Genomic DNA, 293 nt, shown 5'->3' with positions numbered 1-293 from the left:
AGAGCCGCCTGACAGGCGCCCCGGAAAGATTTTTACCGACGTATCGATGAATTCCACCCGCCTCGGCTGTCCTGATCATCAGGCGCCGGAATTCCTCCGGGCCGGAACAGCGAGGTGAACCATGGGATCGTTGCAAGGTCAAAATGTCGTCGTCGTCGGAGGCAGCCGGGGCGTCGGCCGCTCCATCGTGAAGGCGGCGCTGAGCGAGGGAGCAACCGTGCTCGCCGTCGCCCGGGGCGCGGACGCTCTGAAGGAACTCTCCTGGGAGGCGTCAGGCGTAAAGACGCTCGTGG

1 protein-coding gene is annotated in these 293 nt (G+C 64.8%); it reads left to right on the top strand.

Features of this window, described 5'->3' with window-relative positions; translation table 11 throughout:
• Window positions 1-121 precede the first annotated feature (121 nt).
• On the top strand, window positions 122-293 hold a 172-nt coding region (locus EN852_RS39380), incomplete at its 3' end, for an SDR family NAD(P)-dependent oxidoreductase (protein ID WP_135879946.1).

This window comes from Mesorhizobium sp. M2E.F.Ca.ET.209.01.1.1 (genome assembly GCF_004010375.2).
GTDB lineage: Bacteria > Pseudomonadota > Alphaproteobacteria > Rhizobiales > Rhizobiaceae > Mesorhizobium.
This window is presented reverse-complemented; position numbering and strand designations above follow the sequence as displayed.